Below are 18,754 nucleotides of genomic sequence, written 5' to 3' on the forward strand. Positions count from 1 at the left end.
AAAGGCGAGGTCTATAGTCAAACTCAGTAAAAAAACACTTTCTGGTAATTTTTTGATCAAAGCAAGGTGTTTCTCCGTATCTACTTCGCTTTTTTGGCGTTCTTATGGCTTTAAACCCTTGCATTTCGAGAAAACGGATAAAATTTTATAAAAAATTCATCTAATCTGATGTTGTTTTTGGCCGCTTGTTGGCAATGACAGCATCAAGTAACTGATATACTCTTGTTCTAAATAAGACTTCTGTAACGTAAGGCTTTCTGAATGCAATCACTCTTTTTGCAACAATCTCATGACTTTCCGTTTGAAAAAATTGCGGCCATTGATTTAGGGTCGAACAGTTTCCACATGGTTGTCGCTCAGGTTACACATGGACAATTACGTATTACTGGAGAGTTTGGCGACAAGGTTCAGTTGGCCGCAGGTTTAGTGAATGGTCGATTAGACGACGAGTCACAGCAACGCGGCTTAGATTGTTTGGCGCAGTTTGCCCAGGTTATCGAAGACATGCCGCCAGGCTCTGTTCGTGTAGTGGGCACCAACGCATTAAGAGTGGCGAAAAATCGCTATGATTTCATTGGCAAAGCCATGGACATCATGAGTCACCCTGTTGAAATTATTGCCGGTCGGGAAGAGGCGCGATTGATTTATGTGGGTGTCGCTCGAACCATGGATCATGGTGATGCCAAACGACTGGTTGTTGACATCGGTGGTGGCAGTACAGAATTCATTATTGGCAAACAACTGGAGCCAATCCTGACAGAAAGCCTTCACATGGGGTGTGTGAGCTTTAAACAGCGATTCTTTGATGATGGCGTGATCAATAAGTCGAACTTCCAAAAAGCGGTGACAGCCGCTCGATTGGAGCTATTGAGCATACAAGACGATTATCTTGATGAAACATGGGATGTGGCGATTGGTTCGTCTGGAACGATCAAAGCGGCCTTTAATATAGTCAAGGAGAACAATTGGAGTAAAAAAGGCATTACTCTAAAAACGTTGAAGCAAATACAGAAAGCATTATTTGCGGCTGGTCATGCAGATAACATTGATTTAGTGGGACTGAAGCCAGAGCGTAAAAGTACTTTTGCTGCTGGTATTGCCATATTGACGGCGGTCTTTGAATGCTTTGATATTAAACAAATGGATTTCTCGAACGGCGCGCTGAGGGAAGGCGTTCTATACGATATCATGGGGCGTTACGCTGAAACTGATATTCGTGAACGTACCGTTAACTACATGCTGAACCAGTATCATATCGACACAGAACAAGCGAAATTAGTGACCCATACCGCCTTGTCTGCTTTGGCTCAGGTAAAAGAAGATTGGAATCTAAACAGCATCTCTAGTGAAGATTTGCTACGTTGGGCTGGCTTGCTTCATGAGGTTGGGGCTGGAATTTCTCATAGCCGATACCATAAGCACGGCGCATATATTATCAGCGAATCAGATATGCCTGGATTTTCGCAGCAGGAACAACAGGCTTTGGCAAACTTGATATTGCGCCATCGTCGAAAATTTTCGCAATCCTTGGATTACCGTTTCACGAAGAGCGACCAGCAGGATTTGGATCGTCTGTCTATTTTATTAAGGCTGTCTATATTATTGCACCACGACAGAAAAGAGGGCGATATGCCTATCTTTACCTTAAAAGCGGACAACAAAACCCTTCATGCTGAGTTTTTGCCTGGGTGGCTTGATAGCCGACCATTAACTCTAGCGAATTTACAACGTGAAGCCGATTCCTTGGTGTCGGAACAATATAATTTAACCTTCAGTTAATGGCGTTCAGTCAATAGCGATAGGTGAAGAAGGGGTTAGGTTAATTTATCGATTGATCGATACAAGGCCGCAACCTCTTCTCGCTGCAACCCAGTCACCCTAGAAAGTCGACCTATACTGGACGAAATCTGGACAGATTCTTTGCCTTCTTCTTTGTTTAACTCGTCCGTCTCTGTTGGCTGGCGCTGAGCTGAAAGCATTTGTTTTGCTCTATCGGACAATTGAACAGGGTCTTGTTGTCGAGTTGAATCAGGGCGAACGTCTGTATCTGCCTGAGACGGAAAGCTAGGCATGTACAAAAGGTTGTTTGATACCGACGAAATGGACACAACTCTCACCTATAAAAATCATCTTAAATCTTTTAAATTGTAGTACAAAAAATGATCTTAATAGAAAGAAATTCGTTTTTTTACCGCATTAAATCGAATCACTTCCTTTGAATGCGAGTAAGACGTAGCGTGTTCGCTGTGTATCGGGGTTCTTGCCGTCTCTGTCCGGATTATTTTGACGTTAATTTAAACCTACCTATCGCATATTAGTGTCATTGCCATATTAAGGATGATATTGTTTGCACAATGTCTACTAACAAGACAACGAATTACGTAGAGCATTTAACGGGTAAACTTTCCGCTTAATAACAAGCTTTTTTGGTTAATGGTGTGAATATTTGTCTGTTGTAAGTTATTAGCTTCAAAAAGGATGCCGCATGAGCCAAGAAAATCTTCCAATAGAACACCTTTATTTTACTGAGACAAACTTAGAGCAGATCTTAGAAAATCTGGATGTTGTTCGTAATCGAATTCACCCGCAATTGGCGGATGAAGAGAATACTAATGATCAAGTGTTTCCCTCTGTGTGCCTAATTGGGTTAGGTCGTTGTGGATCAAATATCGCGTTAGATGTTGCATCGCTTGTTTACGATGCAAGAGCCAACTACATGCGAGAAGTAGAAAGCCAAGAAATCTTAGACAGTGAAAGAGAGTTCCGACCAATGCGTTGGATTCGTAAACACCTTCCGATCGAAGGAAAAGACGGCTTTAAGCCTGTTTTTCTCATTGAACCAATCGTTTTACTTGGTGATTTGGATAAAGACATTGAAGGGCGAATTCGTTTTTCAAACTAAGAAGGTAGAACGAAGTTTTTAGAAGAATACAAAAAGTTGCAGATAATGGACTTGTCAGAAGTTCATGCTGGTGGTGCGGGTAACGCGCCTATTTTAGGGCAGTATCTTGCAAAAATAATTTTGAATAAAGACGCAACGACTTTCCGCAATGAGCACTGGAAGAACATGCATTCTTATTTAGTGGACTCCTGTGGCATTAAAGCAAATCAGTCGCGTCTGTATTTTTATATCTTCAGTGCAGGCGGTGGTACGGGCTCTGGTATGGCGTCTGAATTTGGTTTAGCTCAGCAGTTCTCGTACTTGAGTAAGACCTTCGATTACCGCTCTGATCAGAGTCAAATGGCGGACAAGCGCCATAGTTTCGTGTTTGAACCTATTTTCACGTCCGGTATTTGTATTTTGCCTAATATTTCTGGCAAAAATGTTGAAATCTCAGAAGCCTTACACATTAATGCTGGCCGCTTACTGACGAAGTACATTTCAGAAGAGTGGAACTTCTCTTACAACGAAGAGCGTGAAGACGATGAAGTACCAGCAGATGTGATGGAGCGCATCCGCCCGTGGAACTCCATGATGTTGATTTCCAATGACATTATGCGTTATGCGGAAGAAGAAGATGGCGGTGATGCTGATAACATTGATGTGAATACGATGGAAAAATACGCTAACCAGTATATTTCCCAACAAATCTTTAATATTTTGACCGCTCAAGCAGTAACAACGGATTACGATGAAGACTATTTCCGTCGTGCCGGCATTGATATTGCTGAAACCATCCGTTTGGATGCCAACGATTTGTTTATGAGTTTGGCTGGTCCTGTAGCGGTTGCTTACGCTGAAAGTGTTGTGAGTGAAGGGACGCACCAAGATACAGTCGACATTGATGATTTGTTCTGTCGATCTATTGAGTTGCCACATTTTAATAACGACACATCGGCGATTGAAGGGGTGAGTGTATTGCCCGTTGAATCAGATCGATATCGTGAGGCGATCAAAAATTATCGTAAGAGCGGTTACGATGCGAGTGAACTAAATCACCTGCATTTCTTTAAAAACTGTTCTTCGATTGTGTCCATTATTTCTTTGCCGCGAGATTACAAACTGTCGTTTACTGCATTGAATCGTTTGAAAATGCATCTTAACCGTTTGTGCCCTAATACAACGTTGAAACGCTATGCTTTGGTTATTGGTGCGTCAGCAAACTTGTCATTAACGACATTGATCGCAAAAAGCCCATGCCTAAGTGATGACTTCTTAACGCTTATGGTGGCTTACATGAAGCGCTGTTTTGCTCGTGATGATTACCGTTACACAGACGAAATCGATAAAGCCATTATCCAGATGATTCAAGATGATGAGTTTGATGATTCGTTGGTCGATAAGTTTTTTACGACATACGAGAATCCAGCAAAAATCTTAGACACTAACTGGTACGCGATTAAGCCGATGTACGAGAAAAAATACCGTGAATTAATCGATAATAATCAACGCTTTGTGTCTATTAATGATATCCGTTTGGATATTAATAATGTGAAAAACGCAATTAAGTATCTTCGTGAGATTTACCGTCATCGTATTAGTAAGACCAATGTTCTTACCTTAAACGGTTAATTTTCGGATCGTTTGACCGCATGATTCATTATGCAATAACAGCCACTTAATACATTGTTAAGTGGCTTTTTTGTTTTTATTGCATGCTGATGAGGCCAGTTGCCAATAGTTGGCTTAACAATTGAATGATAAAAAACAGGGCCTTGTGGCGATGGCAAGTGTCGAACTCTGAGACTTGAGCTTTTATGCAGCGTGCATTTTAGGCGCTTCGTTATGTTGCGTGAATCTTTTTGGTGCGATTTCTACTATTTAGGGTGTATATGACGGAATTCTATTGGTTGTTAGTCGCCTCCGCATTGGTGTTTATGATGCAGGCTGGCTTTTTGTGCTTAGAAAGTGGCCGCATTCGCAGTAAAAACAGCATTAACGTCGCGGCAAAAAACATATCCGACTTTATTATCTCAACCACTCTTTTTTGGTTGTTTGGCTTTGGCATCATGTTTGGGGATTCGGTTGCTGGTGTGTTTGGCAGCAGTGACTTCTTATTTGATGACCAGCACTCTCCTTGGGAAATCAGTTTCTTTCTTTTTCAGATGATGTTTTGTGGCACCGCGGCAACCTTGACCTCGGGTGCCGTAGCTGAACGCATGACTTTTATTGGTTATCTGGCGATCACCGTATTATTAAGTGCCATTATTTACCCTGTTGTGGGGCATTGGGCATGGTCCGGTATATACCCTTCAGTAGGGCCAAGTGGCTGGCTTGAAAACCTTGGCTTTATTGATTTTGCAGGATCGACCGTGGTGCACTCGGTGGGTGGCTGGGTTGCTTTGGCCGCGGTCATTATTATTGGCCCTCGATTAGGGCGTTTTGAGGAAGGTATACGTTTACCACCGGGGAACAATTTACCGCTGTCCGCTCTGGGGACCTTGTTAATTTGGTTTGGTTGGATTGGTTTTAACGGCGGCAGTACTTTGGCATTGACGAGCGATGTGCCAATGATCATTTTGAACACCTTTATTTCGGCGGCGTGGGGGGGATTAATCGCGGCCGGTATTAATTATTTTAGAGACGGTTATGTGGAAGTGGGTTTTGTGCTGAATGGCACCATTGCCGGTTTGGTGGGTATTACCGCGTCCTGTCATGTTGTTTCGCCTGCTGCGTCTGTCGTTATTGGAAGCGTGTCTGGTGTAGTGGTGTATTACGGCAGCCTATTTATGGAGCGTTGGCGTCTTGATGATGCTCTGGATGTGGTGCCCGCGCATTTATTTGCTGGTATGTGGGGAACGTTAAGTGTGGCGTTGTTTGGCCAGCCGGACAAAATAGGCAACGGTTTGAGTTTTACCGAACAGCTTTGGGCACAAGCGCTTGGCATTGTGGTTATTGGAGTTTACTGCTTTATTGTTGGTTACGCTGGCATGTGGCTGTTAAATCGCTATATGCCATTGCGAGCCACTAAGGAGCAAGAAGAGCAAGGCTTGAATGTGGCCGAGCACAGAGCGACTACAGAGCTGTTTGATTTGTTGACCTCCATGCAGTACCAGCAAAATAACGCGGACTTTTCCAAGTCGGTTCCTGAAGAGCCATTTACAGAAGTCGGGCAAATTGCGCGAAAGTACAATCAAGTCATAGATCGTGTTAACTCGGAAATTGCTCAGCGTGACGATGCATTGATGCGTTTTCAAGAAAGTGAGATGCGCAAATCGGCCATTTTGAATTCTTCTATGGATTGTATTGTTACGATCAACCGTTTTGGTTCTGTTATGGAGTTTAACCCTGCCGCAGAGCGCACGTTTGGGTGTTTAAAGACCCAAGTTCAAGGTAAAAGCTTTATTGGATTGTTTGTATTGGAAGAAGACCGGATTAAAATTTTTGATAGCTTAAATTCGGGGTTTTCTTCATCGAATGGGCTTATTTTAAACAGACGAAACCCTTTTCGTTTACAGCGTGGTCCTAATCACCATTTTCCTGCTGAAATAGCCATTACCAAAGCAAATACCAAGACATTGCAAGAAAGTGAGTACACACTTCATATTAGGGATATGACGCGGCACGCCAAGTTGCAGCAACGTTTAAAGTTTCTGGCTTACAGCGATCCATTGACCAGTTTGTATAACCGAACCTATCTAATGGATTCACTGGTGAGTGCTCTACTGTTTGCAAGTCGCCAAAAAACATCCGTTGGTTTGCTGTTTTTGGATTTGGACAATTTTAAAATCATCAACGACACATTAGGGCATAAAGCAGGTGACGAACTGTTGTGTGAGGTGGCTAGACGGTTAACCGCTGTCTCCGATTCACGAGATGTTATTGCTCGTTGGGGAGGGGATGAGTTTGTCTTGATGATGACACACAGCGTCAGTGACGCTCGAATGTCTGAGCGTGCTGAGAAAATACTCGAAATCATGCGTGTTCCGGTTCAGTTAAATGATCAGTACTTTACGATTCCAACCAGTATTGGGATTGCGCGAAGTGGTGAGCAAGTATTGGATGCGGATAAGCTGATTCAGCAAGCGGATATAGCGATGTATTGGGCAAAAGAAAAAGGACGAGATAATGCGCAATTCTTTACCCCCAATATGACCAACGCCGTGACGAAAAAATTTAGTTTTGAGAAAGAAGTGAATGACGCATTGGCTTCGGAACAATTCTATTTGGTTTACCAGCCGAAAGTGCAGATGGAAAAGGACAACATATTAGGGTTAGAAGTGCTAATTCGTTGGAATCATCCTGTGAAAGGCTTGGTTCCTCCTGCGGATTTTATTCCCATTGCCGAAGAGTCAGACTTGATCATAAAAATAGACGAATGGGTCATTGACCAAGCTTTAATGCAACTCAAGGCGTGGCGAGATCAGAATTTATCAATAGTTCCTGTTGCGGTTAATTTATCCGGGCGGCATTTGGTCTCGGATGCGTTGGTGACTTATATTTCAGAGAGGTTGTCGTACTATGGTATTGAAGGTCGCTATCTAGAAATTGAGATTACCGAAGGGGTATTGCTTCAAGATATTCAGCGTTGCATCGATGTGATGGCAGAACTGAAAGCATTGAACATAAAAATATCGGTCGATGACTTTGGAACAGGTTACTCTTCATTAAGCTACTTGAAGCGTTTGCCTTTGGATATTTTAAAGATTGATCAGTCGTTTGTGGAGGAGTGCGACTCTCATACGGAAGACGCAAAAATCTGCGAAACAATTATTTATCTGGCACGCAGTTTGGAATTGTTGATTGTCGCGGAGGGCGTAGAAACCGCTCCGCAAGTGAACATGCTGAAGTCTTTAGGATGTGAGATTTTTCAAGGCTACTTCTTCCATAAACCCATGAAGAGCCCGTTAGTAGCGAAATTGCTTATTCCTCGTGCTGAGATTGCTTAGGTGACTCGCGATCTCTAACGATGTCGATCAATTCTGGGTTTTTGGTTTTTTCCACCGGCTGCGTCCGCTGATGCAGTGCTGTTTTCGCAATCATGTTGGCTGCCACAGGCGCAGTGATCAAAAGAAACAAGGTAATCAACAGCTCTTGAATCGATAAAAAACCTTTCAAATGGCTTTGGAAAATCATCGATGCCAGCAATACCCCAGTAATGCCAAGTGTGGAAGCTTTTGTTGGGCTATGTAGCCTCATATATAGGTCTGGCAATCGAACCAAACCATAAGAGCCAACCAGCAAGAATACGCCACCAATCAACAGCGAGACACAAATTATAATTTCTAGATAAAAAGGCATGATAAATCCTATTCGATGATGTCGCCGCGAAGTAAATATTTACATAAAGCCGCCGTGCTAACGAAGCCCAGCATGGCGATCAACACCGCCGCTTCAAAATACAGTGCACTTTTTACATAAATTCCGTACAACAAGATGAGTGCGATCGCATTAATGTACATGGTATCTAATGCCAGAATCCGATCAGATACGGTTGGGCCTTTCATTAATCGCCACAAATTTAAGATTAACGCCGCACAAATACACACTGCGACAATGAGAATTGTCCAACTTAGCATCCAAAAATCTCCTTAATAGGCGCTTCGTAACGCTGCTTAATGGATTCAATCAGTTCGACTTCGTTATCCAAATGCAACGCGTGAATATACAACCAGGCTTTGTCTTTTGAGACCTCAGCACTAACGGTGCCTGGTGTTAGTGACACGGTACTGGCCAAAATAGTAATGCCTAAATCTGAGCTGATATTAATCGGAACAGCAACAAACCCAGGCTGTAGCTTTTTAATTGGACCAACAATCAACAAGGCGACTTCCACATTGGCTGTCACGATGTCTTTCATTACCATCAGCACGTAGCGAATGGCCAACCAAGGTTTGAGTATCTTTGGATGCTCATCGCGCATGCCTGAGACGAGCCAAGGAATTGTGATCGCAAAAAAAGCCGCGAGAACCATGTGGCCCGCACTGACAGAGTTATTTAACAGTAACCACACGACAAAAAGCAGCACGCTGTGGAAAGGCATAGGGAATAACATCATTGGGCCGCTCCAGGTAAAAGTTGATAAGCAGAGGCGTGAATGTCGTGCAAATAACTGGCCGCTTGTTGCGTAAACGTTGTCATGTCACCGCCAAAGATAACCAACACTGGAGACGCCAAAAGTAGCAATGCGACCCCTGCTATTTCCAGTTTCTTAGCGGGCTCGGCTTCCGCCGCAGCCGTGCCATTGTGTCGCCAAAATAGCGTTGTTCCAGCTCGTGAAAATGTGATCAGAGCGGCAAGGCTGCCAAGTAGAATTAATGGCCATACCCACATGGTTTGAGTACTGGATTGGGTTGCTTGCAAAATCATGATTTTACCAACAAAACCAGAAAGGGGTGGCATACCCACCAAAGCCAAAGCCGAAATGGCAAACGCAAACCCTAATAATTTAGGCTGTACAAAGGGGCGAGAGCGCACAAATCGATCTTCCGCCTTGCCACGCTGTCTCGCCATGATATCGGCAATTAAAAACAACGCCGCGGATGCCAATGTACTGTGTACCATATAATAAAGCGCCGCAGAGGTTGCCTCTTCGGAGTTTATCGCTGCACAAGCGAGCAAGCTACCACTGGACACAATGACCAAATTCGCGCTCAAGGTTTTAATGCTTGGGCTGGCAAAGACGCCAATGGCACCAATAGTGATAGTGAGTAAGGCCAAAGGCCACAGCCATGGCGTTGCAATATTGGCCAATTCACCAGCGTGTTCCCCAAAAAGGACGGTGTAGACTCTGAAAATACTGTACACACCCACTTTGGTCATAATGGCAAACAAAGCCGCAACGGGAGCGGTAGCACTCGCGTAGGTTTTTGGTAACCAGAAGTGCATTGGCAGCATGGCGGCTTTTAGGCCAAAAACCACCAATAGTAACAGCGCCCCTGTTTTCGCCAATGTCGCTGTTTCGCCTTCTAGTTGGCCGACTTTTATCGCCATGTCAGCCATGTTTAATGTGCCTAACGTACCGTATAAAATCCCCAGTCCAAATAGAAATAAGCTCGATCCAACAAGGTTGAGAATGACGTAATGCATGGTGGCTTGTGTTTTTTGTTTACCACCGGCATGGATTAGCAAAGCGTAAGAAGCGATCAGTAATACTTCGAAAAAGACGAATAAATTGAAAATGTCGCCCGTTAAAAACGCGCCGTTTATACCCATAATTTGGAACATAAACAAAGGATGGAAATAGGCACCGCCTTTGTCTTGTCCTGCTACCGCGTAAAGCATGACCGCGAATGCCAAAAAGGCGGTCAGTAATACCATCAAACTGGATACTTTATCGGCAACAAGGGCAATACCAAACGGCGCTTGCCACCCACCCAGTGCGTAAAGTTGAACGCCTTCTGAATTGACCGTGTACAGCAAAACAGCGGAAGAGATGAGCAGAAACAACGTGCCCACAACCGACGCAATACGCTGGGAATTGATATCTCGTGAGATGGGCGGCAACAACATGATTGCCCCAAATAACAAAGGAATCAGAATGGGAAAAATGCTCAGGTGTTGCATTTACGGTTTTCCTCCTGACTGTTGAGCCGTGTCAGCGGGTGAGACGGGCAGCGTGCCATCAACATGATCATTGCCTAAATCGGCACGAGCGCGCATCGCAAGAATAACCGCGAATGCCGTCATCGCAAAACCAATTACGATGGCGGTTAGTACCAAAGCCTGAGGCAGCGGGTCACTGTATTGTTCAGATTCACCCAATACCGCTGCGGCATTGAGCTTGAGTCTTCCGCTAGCAAACAAAAATAAATTGACCGCATAAGACAGCAGCGTTAATCCAATAACGACAGAAAAGCTACGGCCTCGCAATGCGAGAAAAATGCCGCAAGCGGTTAATAAACCAACGCAGAATGCGTATAAACCTTCCATTAATCATGCTCCTTCTGAATCGGGCGCTCGCTGGTGGTTAATTGACCAAGATTGGCAAGAATCAACATGGTTGCTCCGACTACCGTCAGGTAAACGCCAAGATCAAATACCATGGCGCTGGCTAATTCGAATTTCCCAATCACGGGCAAATAGAAATAATCGAACCAAGAAGACAAGAAAGTGTGGCCAAAGACCCAGCTTCCTAAGCCGCTTAAGGTGGCAATACCAATGCCCGATCCGATCATGATTTGGTAGTCCAACTTGATGCGTGTTTTTATCCATTCAACACCATGGGCTACATATTGTTGAATGATGGCAACCGAGGTAATAAGTCCGGCGATAAAGCCACCGCCTGGCATGTTGTGGCCACGCAAGAAAATATACGCCGATACTAACAGCGCCAAAGGCAGCAAGCTCTGCGAAATCACCGCTAACAAAATAGGGTGACGATCCTCTGACCATGCCAAGCCATTATCGTCACTGGACGGCATGTAAAGACGCATGCGTGCGATGAGTTTATAGATCCCCAGCGCGGCGATGCCCAATACCGTAATTTCTCCTAAGGTATCGAACCCCCGAAAATCCACCAGAATGACGTTCACAATGTTGGTGCCACCACCACCTGTTTTGCTGTTCTCGGTAAAGAAAGTCGAAATGGTGTCCAATGGGCGAGTCATTAGGGCGTAGCAAATAGTGCCAATTACACCCCCGATCAGAGACGCCAATCCAAGATCACGCACCACGCGTCGTGGAGACGACTCTTTCGGTGTTTTCTGCGGTAAGAAGAACAAAGCCAAAATCAACAAAATGACCGTTACAACTTCAACAGACAATTGAGTCAGCGCTAAATCTGGCGCGGAGAATTGCGCAAAGGCCAATGACACAATTAAGCCCACAACCGACAAGGTCAACAGCGCAACGACGCGCCGTCTATGCCATATCACCGTCGCTAACGCTGAAATACACAACAATATTGCACACGTAATCGACAACGCATCAAGTGGGATTTCTGGACGCTGTCCAGCCGTTGTATTCAACTTCATTAATGATGACGCGGTCATAACGACTGACAACGCCAGCACACAAAAGATATAGCGCTGTAATGATCCGTTCTCCGTCATACTGATGATGCGGCTGGCTTTGTTGACCAAGTACTGAATGACGCCTTCAAACACCATTTTAGGGTCGCTGGTAGGAAATTGCGCCTGGAACTTAAACAAATGTGAGCGGTTGTGGTACATATAAAGACCACCAATCAAAGCAATCACACTCATCAATAGAGGGAAGTTAAAGCCATGCCAAATGGCAAGACTGTAGGTAGGTGCTGGACCATTTAACGTCGCACCCGCCGCTGCAAATAATAGATCGCCTACAACCAAGCTTGGGAAAATACCAACCAGCAAACAAAGACCCACTAATATTTCCACCGGAACTCGCATATAACGAGGCGGCTCATGCGGTGTTTTCGGCAAGTTAATGGGCTCACCATTAAAGAACACATCATGGATGAAACGGGTGGAATAAGCGACGGCAAAGACTCCGCCCAGCGTTGCCAATACTGGAATAAACCAAGAGAGAGAGCCAAGAGAAGCTTGGTGCAGGGTTTCTGTGAAGAACATCTCCTTCGACAAGAAACCGTTCATCAACGGAACCCCCGCCATCGACGCCGATGCAACCATCGCCAATGTGGCTGTATAGGGCATGTATTTCCATAGGCCATTTAACTGACGCATATCGCGAGAGCCAGACTCGTGGTCAATAATGCCTGCCGCCATAAACAACGACGCTTTAAAGGTTGCGTGATTAATAATGTGGAAAATGGCGGCCACCGCGGCAAGGTCTGTTCCCATACCGAGTAGCAAGGTGATAAGTCCTAAATGACTGATGGTTGAGTTGGCTAAAAGGCCTTTTAAGTCGTGTTGGAACAGTGCGATATATGCGCCCACCAAGAACGTCGCTAAACCAGTCAAGCTCACGATCAAAAACCACAGATCGGTATTGGCTAAAGCCGGATAAAAACGCGCCATCAAGAATATACCGGCTTTTACCATAGTGGCAGAATGTAAGTAAGCGCTGACGGGGGTTGGTGCCGCCATGGCATTGGGTAGCCAGAAATGGAAAGGAAATTGCGCTGATTTTGTAAACGCACCCAATAACACAAGCACCACAATAATAGGATAATTTGCACTGGCTTTTATCAGGTCGCCACTATCAAGCACATCTTGTAAGCTAAAGCTGCCCACGGTATTGCCTAAAATAAGCAAGCCAGCTAACAAGGCCAAACCACCGGCTCCGGTAATAGTAAGCGCCATACGAGCGCCTTTTCTGGCGTCTGTTTTGTGCCCCCAGAAGCTGATTAGCAAAAAGGAGCTTATGCTGGTCAGTTCCCAAAAAAACCACAGCTGGATTAAATTGTCAGACAGCACCACGCCAAGCATGGCAAACATAAACAGCATCAGATACGCATAAAACTTCCCGATGGAATCCTGAGCCGAAAGATAATAGCGCGCGTAAAGAATAACCAATAAGCCGATGCCCAGAATGAGAATGGCAAACAGTAATGCCAGACCATCTAAACGAAAGGCGAGCTCAAGTCCGATTGCGGGGATCCAAGGGACAGCGGCTTGAAAACGCTCTCCTTGAAAAATATCACCGGCATGGGATAAGACCAAAAACAAAGTAAGGGCAGGCAAGGCCGCGGTCATGAATGCACATGCCGTCCGGCTGAATCGAGCCGTGATATGGGGAATTAATGTGCCTAGCAGTGGAAGAAAAGGGAGCCAAATCAGGGAACTCAAGGGCAACACTCCTTTCTAGTAAACGATAGTATTATCTCAACGAACAGTGCGAGCATGGTTGTTATCCTAACAATCGGTCTCTTTGTGTAGTGTGTTAGTTTTCGCTTCAAGGCAAGCTAACAAGGCAGAACGTAATAAGCATAGCCTTTTACTAATTTAATCAATAGCCTAAAACCGTAATCATCAGAAAAAAAACGCTGCTTGGTGTACGAATTAGTCAGAAGCTAAGAACGTAGAGTATCGGAAAAGTTCCGCGAAGTAAGGCGCAACACAAAGCGACTGAAATCACCCCCAGTGTGGTTCTTTGGCGATTTCAGTCGTGGGTGAATGGTTGAAGTCTATGGCGTTAGTGGTGTTTCACTTCTTCCATAAGGCTTTCAATGTGTACGACAACTTGCAAACTTGCTACTTCCATTTTATCTAATTGGGCGAGCATAGCGTGGGTGTCACCTTCTTTAGCTGCTTTGAGTGCTGCCCGTCCAGACTCATGAACGGTTTTGTGTGGCACTTCTATGGCTTTGAAACTGTTGGATTTTTGGAAGTGGCGGCTGCCATACCCTTCGTAATACCATTTACCTAAACGACACTCGGTATGTAAATTGACCTCCTCATCGAATTTTTTCTTATCGATGCGATTGTAAACATCATTTTTCCAAACGGCATGATCCAACTTTACTGTGTTCAAAAAAGAGTGAGTAGCCGCTAGGCTGATTACTCGTTGCATGTGATTAGAGCGAGAGATGACATCGTCCACAACTTGGTCAATTTGAACCGAAGATGAGGAAATGTCCATCGCACTGACTTGGTTATTATTCACCATGCTTTTGATTTGATCCGTCTGCAATATCACTTGCTTTACGAGCGTTTCAACTTGTTCGCTTGCGCTGTGGGTTTTTCCTGCGAGGTTACGAACTTCGTCGGCAACCACGGCAAAGCCGCGTCCAGCAGAGCCTGCTCTAGCGGCTTCTATTGCCGCATTTAATGCGAGTAAATTGGTTTGCGAGGAAATCTCTTGAATGCTTGAAACGAGCTGACTAATGCCATTTGCTGTTTTATCAAGCACATTGGCAGCGCCCATGCTGTCATTGGCCTGCTCGTTGATTAGGCTGGCGCGTTCGCTCAATCGAGTTAAAGCAACACGTGTTTCGTCGAAAATATCATCCAGTTTAGCTAAGGCTACCCGTTCTTCGATGAGGCTTTCTGCGCTGTCTGCTAAGCCAAAGCGGATTGAGTTGAGCATCTCTCCACCGCGCAATTGATAACGAATTAGCTCTAAACTGTCGCCTGAATGATGTCTCGATGCATGCAATTCTTCCGTGACGGCATCGAGCTTCGCTTGGAGCGTTTGCATGGCTTGCTGATGGCTAGCGCGTTCGCTTTCTAATTGCAGAGTCAGTTTTTTTGCTTGTTGTTTTAATTGAGAGTTAAAAAACATAAAGGGGTCCAATCCAGATATTGAAAAAGCTCAATAATTGAACGGACAGTGTATCGAATAAAGCATGGCTTGCCCGTGAGGGTAATCAAATTAAGGGCCATGAGTTTGTTGTAAAATGGTAACGAACTGTAAAAAGTGTATTGTTTTACCTAAATAAAATGCCGCTCAAAGCAAATGAGCGGCATTTCTAGGGTGCTCCTGAAGGTGATGACAAAGTTTGCTATTGGAAGAAACGCCAGACAATACTGTGCTCCGACCCTAAGCTCCATAAAAGAACCACCGCAGCCAGTAGCGCCTCTAACACCAAAACCCCAATACCTAATGTCGTGCTTGAAAGAATAAAGCCCTGTTTATGACTGATTCCTAAGAAACTAGGGGTTCCTTTGTATAGAAGGTAGCCCGTGTACGCGACACCCATTACGCACGCCAATAAACACAGCCAAATAATAGGGTAAATAGCAAATAACCCACTCAGAAACATCGGCGTTGCTATGTAGCCTGCAAACACAATGCACTCTTGGCGGGGTGGACGGTTTTCGAAATTTCGTGCCATCCAATGAATAAGGCTACCGACCGCCGAGACCGCAACTAAAATCAGTGCATAGAACAAAACACCCAACCCCAAACCATCCATTAAAGACACTTTTATGGCTTCTTCACCGCCTAGTGTCCAGCCGAATTGCGTCGTCCCAATAAAAGTACTGACAACAGGAATGGTCGCCATCCATAAAACATGATGAAAGTACAAATGACTGACCGACTCATGCTCCTTGTTAATTTCTCGCCATTCTTGATCTGGATGATGAATAAGACCCCAAACATGATTGATCATGGATTCCCCCTTGCTGCACAAAGTGCGCATATTGGTTGTGGAAAAAGTCCTGATACAGCCACGCCCAAACAATAGTGGCTTATACACAGTATAGATGGATACGGGAAAAGAGAGGGAAAAGGTGATAACGTTTTTTTATAAGTGTTTTGCTGTTCAGACGAATTGGTTGTAAACAGAGAGGGGAAAACAACAGCCAAGAATGCAATATGGCGTCTAGGCTGTTGTTTCAAATAGTGTTATTGGCAACTATAGTCTTCTGTCATTTCCACCGTGTAAGGTTTGTCGACTGGGTCGTTAAAGTTGGCTCGTAAAATGGCGTCTTTTGCCAAAAACTCGAACATCTTCCATTTTGAACACTCCTCATGCATCACAGTGTTGCTTGAATCCAGAATAAGATTGCCCGCTTTATCCGTTAGCTTATATTGAAAAGTATAAAGGTTAGTGGGTGTTTCTACCTTGTCGTAGCCTTTCACGATAGGTTCCATAAAATGGCGGTAGCGCGTGTAGCAGGTTCTTGCGTTCGTAGTTGGGTTTCTATGGCAAACGGTATAAGGAGTATTCCGTTCATTATTAAAAATAGGCACTTTCTTCGTTTCGGTGATTTCTTCCGAAGTAAAGTTAATCGCTAAACGATAGTCGGGATTGCTGGTGGAATCGGACACATTGCTAAACCCACGCTCTTTCAGCGCGTTCATAACATTGGCAATGTAGCGCTTGTTGGTCAACTGATCACCATCCTTATCCGGAACCACAGTAATGCTGGCCGATTTATCGATATCGACAGTGGTGTCCACATTACTAACATTATGGCCCGACAGCTTCACATTAGATGAACAGCCCGCGAGAAACACTGAAAACAGCACCAAAAAAGAGAAAAACTTCATAACCCCGAACTCCATGGCGTACCAAACACAACAAATATCAGAACGATATCAAAGCACAAATTATCCACAAAACCGAGTCATGTCATTCGTCTTACACGCGTTTTTCAAAAACCTTACTGTTAAAAGGCGCAACTATGGAAGGCGTTTTGGTTAGCTGGTGGGCGAGAGAGTCGGTTGAAGGGGAGGAGACAATAAAAAACCACCCGAAGGTGGTTTTTTATATGACTTACAAACAGTGTGTCGTTTGTCTGTCGACTTCATTTAAAAAGTGCAAATTCTTTCAAAATCAAGCGCTTGATTGGTGGAGATGGGTGCCTCCGAACCAAATTGAAATCTCATAAATAAAAAAGACAAGTGATTGATTAATAAAAGTATTTATCTTCGTGTTTGGTGGAGTGTATCACGTACTTGGCTCATTTTTCACGCTCATTTTCCATAAAATCGTATGCGATATATGTACTCTAATTTTGAAAAAAAAGGCTTGTCTTTCTGTTGTTACTTATCATTAAAGCCTATGCCTAAAACTCTGATTAAGTTGTTGGTTATCTGGTTTTTTTGAGGCACAAGGGTGGGTGATCTCTTCATTAAATAAAGACTGTTTCATTTCTAACTCAGAGAGTTTTCGCTTGAAGGTCATTGCGGCTGCCCCCTGCAGTTTAACACTCTTTTCTTCGCTAAAAACTTCAATGCCTTCTGAAATGCGATTAAAGCCTATGATTTTTTGACCTTTAAGTGGAATGACACAACCAAACGTATTGGCTTCTTTAGCAATAAACAGCGCCAGTTCTTCTGTGTATTTTTCTGTTAAAGCGAATTTGCTGTCAATGTTGTTTGGAACGACATATTTGGGTTGATTTGCCAGTTTTTGTTTGTGCTCGATGACTTTATCACTGATGTATTTTTGTGCGTCTCTTGCCTGCTTACAGACGCTTAAAAGCACTTTTTTCTTATCCTCAAAGTGGCTTGCCCAACTTTCAAGATATTGAGCGTGAGCGTTAAAAGTGTCCAGACCTTCTTCTAAACACATAAACAAGGTGGCCGTTTCAGCGATCAACTCTTCTTTCATATAGCCAACCGATCCAAAAGCGTGATTTATGTCTCGTCCTAAATCACGAGAAGTTGAATGGCTAAGTTCATGCAAAATGACCGCGAAATAGGCTTTATCTGATTGAAACTTGCTTCTTGGCGGAATAATAATTTGATGCTTATTAGGTAAGTAGTAAGCGCGATCTTGATAGCTTTCAATGACGGGAACACCTATCGCCTCAATGATTAGTTGTGCTTTCTCTACAAACAGTAAGTCCTGCATTTCAGGTGTCATTCTTTGCTGCTCAAGTGCTTCTTGCTCTGCAAAATATTCTCTTTCATCAATGAAAACTTGTGGTAAAAGGTGTTTTATTTTTTCGATCGGAAAGACATTGTATGGTTTTAAACCGTTGCGTTTTTGGTAGCCTCTTTCTTGTATTTGCTTTAATGAAAGTCCTTCTGTCGCACTCTCAAATTGGCTTTTGCTTATCTTTCCACCATCTTTTTTATAGGTTTCAAGATACTTCACAATTTGAGCGTCTAACTTGAGGCCCTTGAGCGGTTTGTTTGGGTCAAAATGGTCTGATTTTTTTGGTAGTTGGCCTTTATATTGCTCTAATAGATCAGTCACTTGTTTGAATGTTGCGTAAATTGGCACTTTTATAGAGTTTTCTTTTTGATATTGAAGCAACATTATAATGTTGACTCCGTTATAAGTATTATCGTGAAAATTCTTTGGTAATGCGTTGAGAGAGCATTTGTAAAAACTCACTTCGATCTCATTTTCAGAGGTAGGTTTTTGGCCTTTTGGGTGTGAAAAATAATCGAATAATCTGTCTAAAATGAGATTTTGTTGGTCTGTTCTTGAGGCCGTGTGCCTGACGCTCGGTTTTTTTTTCTTCATAAGTAACTCCTTTGTGGTTACTTATGTCTTATCACTGCATTTAAAAAAGTGAAGGCCAGACA

General features: G+C 43.9%; 15 protein-coding genes and 1 pseudogene. 4 read left to right on the top strand and 12 right to left on the bottom strand.

All coding sequences use genetic code 11. The annotated features are described in order from the left end of the window. Positions 1-261: 261 nt before the first annotated feature. Positions 262-1,779 (top strand): Ppx/GppA phosphatase family protein, encoded by a 1,518-nt coding sequence (locus AABA11_RS02305; RefSeq protein WP_265728635.1) that lies wholly within the window; start codon positions 262-264, stop codon positions 1,777-1,779. Positions 1,780-1,814: 35 nt separating this feature from the next. Here AABA11_RS02305 and AABA11_RS02310 read toward each other — a convergent pair whose 3' ends face one another. Continuing rightward, entirely contained in the window at positions 1,815-2,108 is a 294-nt protein-coding gene (locus tag AABA11_RS02310) for a hypothetical protein (protein WP_265728636.1), read from the bottom strand. Between the two features lie 377 nt (positions 2,109-2,485). Here AABA11_RS02310 and AABA11_RS02315 point away from each other — a divergent pair, with 377 nt between their 5' ends. The 3 genes from AABA11_RS02315 to amt all read left to right on the top strand — a co-directional run bounded on the left by AABA11_RS02315 (position 2,486) and on the right by amt (position 7,830). Further along, positions 2,486-2,902, top strand: coding sequence for a hypothetical protein (locus AABA11_RS02315; RefSeq protein ID WP_338265043.1), 417 nt, complete (start codon positions 2,486-2,488; stop codon positions 2,900-2,902). A gap of 45 nt (positions 2,903-2,947) precedes the next feature. Next, positions 2,948-4,513 (top strand): hypothetical protein, encoded by a 1,566-nt coding sequence (locus AABA11_RS02320; RefSeq protein ID WP_338265044.1) that lies wholly within the window; start codon positions 2,948-2,950, stop codon positions 4,511-4,513. A gap of 260 nt (positions 4,514-4,773) precedes the next feature. Beyond that, positions 4,774-7,830 (top strand): ammonium transporter, encoded by a 3,057-nt coding sequence (gene amt, locus AABA11_RS02325; RefSeq protein ID WP_338265045.1) that lies wholly within the window; start codon positions 4,774-4,776, stop codon positions 7,828-7,830. Here the strand turns inward: amt and AABA11_RS02330 are convergent. The 11 genes and pseudogenes from AABA11_RS02330 to AABA11_RS02375 all read right to left on the bottom strand — a co-directional run bounded on the left by AABA11_RS02330 (position 7,805) and on the right by AABA11_RS02375 (position 18,692). Continuing rightward, positions 7,805-8,182 carry a Na+/H+ antiporter subunit G gene (locus AABA11_RS02330; RefSeq protein ID WP_338265046.1) on the bottom strand — a complete coding sequence of 126 codons (378 nt, stop codon included), beginning with the start codon at positions 8,180-8,182 and terminating at the stop codon, positions 7,805-7,807. The genes amt and AABA11_RS02330 overlap by 26 nt on opposite strands. 8 nt (positions 8,183-8,190) lie before the next feature. Continuing rightward, complete coding sequence (locus tag AABA11_RS02335) at positions 8,191-8,460, bottom strand: K+/H+ antiporter subunit F (protein WP_265728639.1); 270 nt, start codon at positions 8,458-8,460, stop codon at positions 8,191-8,193. Then, positions 8,454-8,939: a Na+/H+ antiporter subunit E gene (locus AABA11_RS02340; RefSeq protein ID WP_265728640.1), complete on the bottom strand. Its 486-nt coding sequence runs from the start codon at positions 8,937-8,939 to the stop codon at positions 8,454-8,456. Before AABA11_RS02340 ends, AABA11_RS02335 begins: the two co-directional genes overlap by 7 nt. Continuing rightward, the gene (locus AABA11_RS02345; RefSeq protein WP_265728641.1) at positions 8,936-10,447 is read right to left on the bottom strand and encodes a monovalent cation/H+ antiporter subunit D; all 1,512 of its coding nucleotides are present in this window, start codon (positions 10,445-10,447) and stop codon (positions 8,936-8,938) included. Before AABA11_RS02345 ends, AABA11_RS02340 begins: the two co-directional genes overlap by 4 nt. Then, entirely contained in the window at positions 10,448-10,813 is a 366-nt protein-coding gene (locus AABA11_RS02350) for a Na+/H+ antiporter subunit C (RefSeq protein ID WP_338265049.1), read from the bottom strand. Further along, positions 10,813-13,611, bottom strand: a complete 2,799-nt coding sequence (locus AABA11_RS02355; RefSeq protein WP_338265050.1) for a monovalent cation/H+ antiporter subunit A — start codon at positions 13,609-13,611, stop codon at positions 10,813-10,815. Before AABA11_RS02355 ends, AABA11_RS02350 begins: the two co-directional genes overlap by 1 nt. Before the next feature lie 346 nt (positions 13,612-13,957). Further along, positions 13,958-14,404, bottom strand: coding sequence for a CZB domain-containing protein (locus AABA11_RS16665; RefSeq protein ID WP_409371092.1), 447 nt, complete (start codon positions 14,402-14,404; stop codon positions 13,958-13,960). Continuing rightward, a pseudogene (locus AABA11_RS16670) lies at positions 14,384-15,046 on the bottom strand (methyl-accepting chemotaxis protein); the annotation flags it as partial. The gene AABA11_RS16665 and the pseudogene AABA11_RS16670, both read right to left, overlap by 21 nt. A gap of 220 nt (positions 15,047-15,266) precedes the next feature. Further along, entirely contained in the window at positions 15,267-15,878 is a 612-nt protein-coding gene (locus tag AABA11_RS02365; protein ID WP_265728643.1) for a Yip1 family protein, read from the bottom strand. A gap of 236 nt (positions 15,879-16,114) precedes the next feature. After that, positions 16,115-16,762: a putative periplasmic lipoprotein gene (locus AABA11_RS02370; RefSeq protein WP_265728644.1), complete on the bottom strand. Its 648-nt coding sequence runs from the start codon at positions 16,760-16,762 to the stop codon at positions 16,115-16,117. Positions 16,763-17,267: 505 nt separating this feature from the next. Beyond that, on the bottom strand, positions 17,268-18,692 hold the full coding sequence (locus AABA11_RS02375; protein WP_338265054.1) for a zincin-like metallopeptidase domain-containing protein: 1,425 nt from the start codon (positions 18,690-18,692) through the stop codon (positions 17,268-17,270). Between the last annotated feature and the right edge of the window lie 62 nt (positions 18,693-18,754).

Source organism: Marinomonas pontica, from assembly GCF_036322735.1.
GTDB lineage: Bacteria > Pseudomonadota > Gammaproteobacteria > Pseudomonadales > Marinomonadaceae > Marinomonas > Marinomonas pontica.